The sequence below is a fragment of the bacterium genome (assembly GCA_040755795.1).
In the GTDB taxonomy this organism is placed as follows: Bacteria; UBA9089; CG2-30-40-21; order CG2-30-40-21; family SBAY01; genus JBFLXS01.
The window spans coordinates 1-3,878 of sequence record JBFLXS010000391.1; the positions used below are offsets into that span (position 1 = coordinate 1).

The following is a 3,878-nucleotide window of genomic DNA, read 5'->3' on the forward strand; positions in this document are numbered from 1 at the left end:
TATATATTCCCTCTGTGTTCTCTGTGACTCTGTGGCTATATCCTGAACGGTTACAAAGATTTTAACTCATGTCAATAGAAATTTGCCTACTGCCTGTGATTCCCAAACCCACACCATAACTAAAAGTCATTTGCAACGCTCTCTCAGACACTGGACATCAGACACAAGACTATAGACTCTATTTATGCAGGAAATTAGGGGATGGTTCATTTTCGGGCAATTTCCTATGATTTTTTCGGATATCTATTTGTAAGTGTTCACAGAAAATTGAAATTGGAAATTAGAAATTGGGCTGAAGTGAAAAACCCAATTTCTAATTTCAGCGTTTAAGTGAACAAATAGTTATCTTCCCACCTCATAACTGAGGGATTACGTATAGGCTGGTCTCCCAAGCCTTCATTCTTCTGCTGGAAGAGTTGAAAGAGTAGAAAGAGTTGGAAGTGTTGGATGAGTTGAAGGAGTTTCTTCACTGACACGGACACTATCACTGACATAGGTAAGGATTAGGAAAAATTTAGGGAGTGAAGTTTTGAGGATGGTAACCGTTCAGGATATAGCCACAGAGTCACAGAGGGAATATATAACCACGAATGAACACGAATAATAAAAAGATTTGTAGTGCGAGGCTTTAACCTCGCTTCTGGCAAGCAGGAAAGCGAACCTAAAGGTTCGCACTACATTTATCGAATGTCACAGGTTAATTCCTGTCCATTTGTGGCTAATTCCTCTAATTTTCTGTGAACTCTGTGCCTCTGTGGCTGAACGGTTACTACAAATGTGCAACAAAGGTCATCCAAAATCCTAATAAATCTTGATATTTCCCTGGAGTTGGTGGGAACTGAGGTGGGTTGTTATCATCCACTGTTGCTGGGTCATCTATTTCTGAAGTTACTTCACCCCATAGATAATATGTTTGACCACCACTGGTATCCAAATTTTCGACTAATGGATAAGTGGATAAATAGTCTATGTCTTTAAATTCGTCCTCTGGTGGAGTATTCTGATTATCACCACCAATGGCATATCTAGCCTCTAATATAGGTTTAGCAGGATTTGTTTTATGAACGAGATCACCTGCCCCTTCTAAATAAATATCACAGCGCGCATTTCCCTCTACATCTATCTTTGTTCCAGGTGCCTTATATTTTCCTGGGGAAGTAATTTCCCAGTATAATCCTGTCCCTTGAACCTTTACGGTAATAAATGGATCTACTTTTGCACCGATGGTGTTATATGTAAATATTGGTCCTGGATTCTCTCCATCACATTCTCCTTCTATTTCACTACCCCACGCATCTAATTCCGCATTTAATTCTGCCTTTACCTCACGGCTAAATAATATCATCATACCTATTATAATATATACATATATTTTCATTTTATTTTTTTACCTCCTTCAAAATATTAAATGTTCTCGTATAAAACGAAGCCTTCTTCTACCCCGTTAGAAAATAATTATCTATTTGTTACCATCTTGCCCAAAAGATTGCTGATAAAAAGAGAGAATTTATTCCTTTCTCTATCTTTTCTATCGGCATTTATCTATCCCCCTATGTGGAGAGATAATTTCTCACCTAACTTATATGAACCACACCATAATATTAAATATGTCCATAGATGATGATAATATATCCATCTGGGTCTAAATAATGACCTGGTTCATCATTTCCTTCAACCCTAATTTTATTCCAGAGATATTTACTCACATACGAGATATAGGTTGGTGCAATATCCCATTCTAAATCCCCGTGATTAGGATTAGTAGGGTCATTACTTCCTGGGATGATAGCCTTATTGGGTGGTAATATTCCCTCAAATGGATTATCAATTTCGTTATCCCCGGTTGCAAACCATGTTTCTAATATATTTGCGCCTGTATTGTAATCCGGGGGATATGCTGTATTTATTAAGTTATCAACATCACCTACACCAATATTAAATAAAGAATTTGCCTTTACCATTATCAACGGTCCTGCACTGGCCGCTTCTCCTGTTCCACCATTAATATCCCAGGTAATGTTAGGGTCAACAATTATTATTTTCAAATATGGGTATACATCTCCTGTGACCCTTATTTTACCACTGACAATCTCACCTTCTCCAGCCTGCTCAATATGGTCTCCTTTTAATATTGCACCCCTGGCCACAGGAATATCTACCTTACTGGTAATTGCAATTGTTATTAAGAACAACGCTATTATATAACCTCTCCACCCCTTCAATTTTTTACTCATTCTTCTTTCTCCTTAGAATTTATATATTTTAGTTTCCTTTTCCCGGTAACATAGCAACAACACACTCTTTCTTTCTCCCCATATATAAATATTTACTTCTCTATACTTCAAAATTTATATAACCACACTTTCACGCGAGATTCATCTTTTTCACCATTTTTAGGGAAGGAGGAAAGAAATTTTTTCCTCCTTCCCCTTTTTTTCATCTATAAACCTTTCTTCTTCTCTAAATGTGTCCATGGAAGACTATTGTAACTGCACCTTCATACCAACCACCGGCTTGCTCTTCTACAGGTATCTTTGGCCACTGACAGTACTCATCAGAATTGGCGGTCGCTGGAGGATTCATCATAGTATTCACTTCGCACATTAAGACAAAGTCGTCATACTCCCCCTGTATAAGCGCATAGGATGTTGGCAGGACCACCTCATCTGGACCTACTAAATCTGTCCAGTCAAGCTTTACAGCGTAAGGACAGTTACTCTTGACCCGAATAAGTGGTCCTTCTTCCTCATAGATCCCTGGTGATGTAATTTCCCAATGAATATGCTGTTCGCTAATCCATACATTTAAATATGGGAAGACATCTGCCGTCACATGAATCCTCACCGTCACTTCCTCACCTTCACCTTCATCCGGGATATTATCCGATTTCAGTACTGTCGGACCTGGAATCTCGCCCTCTACATGTGCAAGACACATTACTGGCACTGCTATTATTCCTAATACAGCCATCAACATTAGTAATTTCTTCATTCTTTATCACCTCCTTTTTTTGTTAAAATTAGATTTCTGGAAAATACCATTTTTTTGTCATTCCACACTTGATACGAACTTTCAAAGTCATTTATTTTCCCTTAATTTCTGCTTTGGCGTGAATGACACATAAAGTAAAATCTCATTTTCCAGAACTCTTTAATAAATTACCTCCCCTCACCTCTCCTGTCCTTTTAGGATAGAATTTGCAGCACTTCTCGGTGAATTTTTAGAGACTGAATTCACCTATGTTTAGGAGAGATAGAAAAAAATATTTTTCGTAAAGATTTTGAGAGGAAAATAAGGAATAATGAGTCTCTATCTAATTTTTCACCGAGAATTTCTGTAGAATTTGTCTTCTGGTTTACCAAGGAGGCCGAGAATGTCCTCCTCAACTCGTCTGTCATCCTGACCCGGACCTTATTTCAGGAGTCTCAGGATCTAAAAGATTGGTCACTCCACTTCATTAGACATCACTTTTGTTGAATCGCCGTAGATAAAACTTTCCTCAAAAAATAAAAAAGGCTACTCTATCCCCATATAGAGTAACCTTTTATTTCCACATAGGTTGTAATAAAATCCTCTTTTTTCCCCTCCTCTTCCATTTTTCTCTTGAGAAACTGCCTGAACTATCATGGTCTTCCCCTTTCACCTTTTTTGTCCATTTTTATTTAGGCTATGTATCTCTCATTATTCCCTCTTTCTTCACATATATATATTATAACACATTAATTAAAATTTGTCAAGTACTTTTTTTATATTTGTTACGGAAATATCATTTATGGACTATTTGTAAAAATCATTTATGGACATTTAATTCCATTTTAATTCCCCAAATTTAATTCCCCAAAAATATTAAAAATGTATTTAATTCTTCTCTTTAAATT

The 3,878-nt window shown here is 37.0% G+C and carries 3 protein-coding genes; all 3 read right to left on the reverse strand.

What is annotated here, in order from left to right:
* Positions 1–769: 769 nt before the first annotated feature.
* The 3 genes from AB1414_17175 to AB1414_17185 all read right to left on the reverse strand — a co-directional run bounded on the left by AB1414_17175 (position 770) and on the right by AB1414_17185 (position 2,991).
* The gene (locus tag AB1414_17175) at positions 770–1,378 is read right to left on the reverse strand and encodes a hypothetical protein (protein ID MEW6609147.1); all 609 of its coding nucleotides are present in this window, start codon (positions 1,376–1,378) and stop codon (positions 770–772) included.
* Positions 1,379–1,601: 223 nt separating this feature from the next.
* Positions 1,602–2,234 carry a hypothetical protein gene (locus AB1414_17180; protein ID MEW6609148.1) on the reverse strand — a complete coding sequence of 211 codons (633 nt, stop codon included), beginning with the start codon at positions 2,232–2,234 and terminating at the stop codon, positions 1,602–1,604.
* Between the two features lie 226 nt (positions 2,235–2,460).
* The gene (locus AB1414_17185) at positions 2,461–2,991 is read right to left on the reverse strand and encodes a hypothetical protein (GenBank protein ID MEW6609149.1); all 531 of its coding nucleotides are present in this window, start codon (positions 2,989–2,991) and stop codon (positions 2,461–2,463) included.
* Positions 2,992–3,878 lie beyond the last annotated feature (887 nt).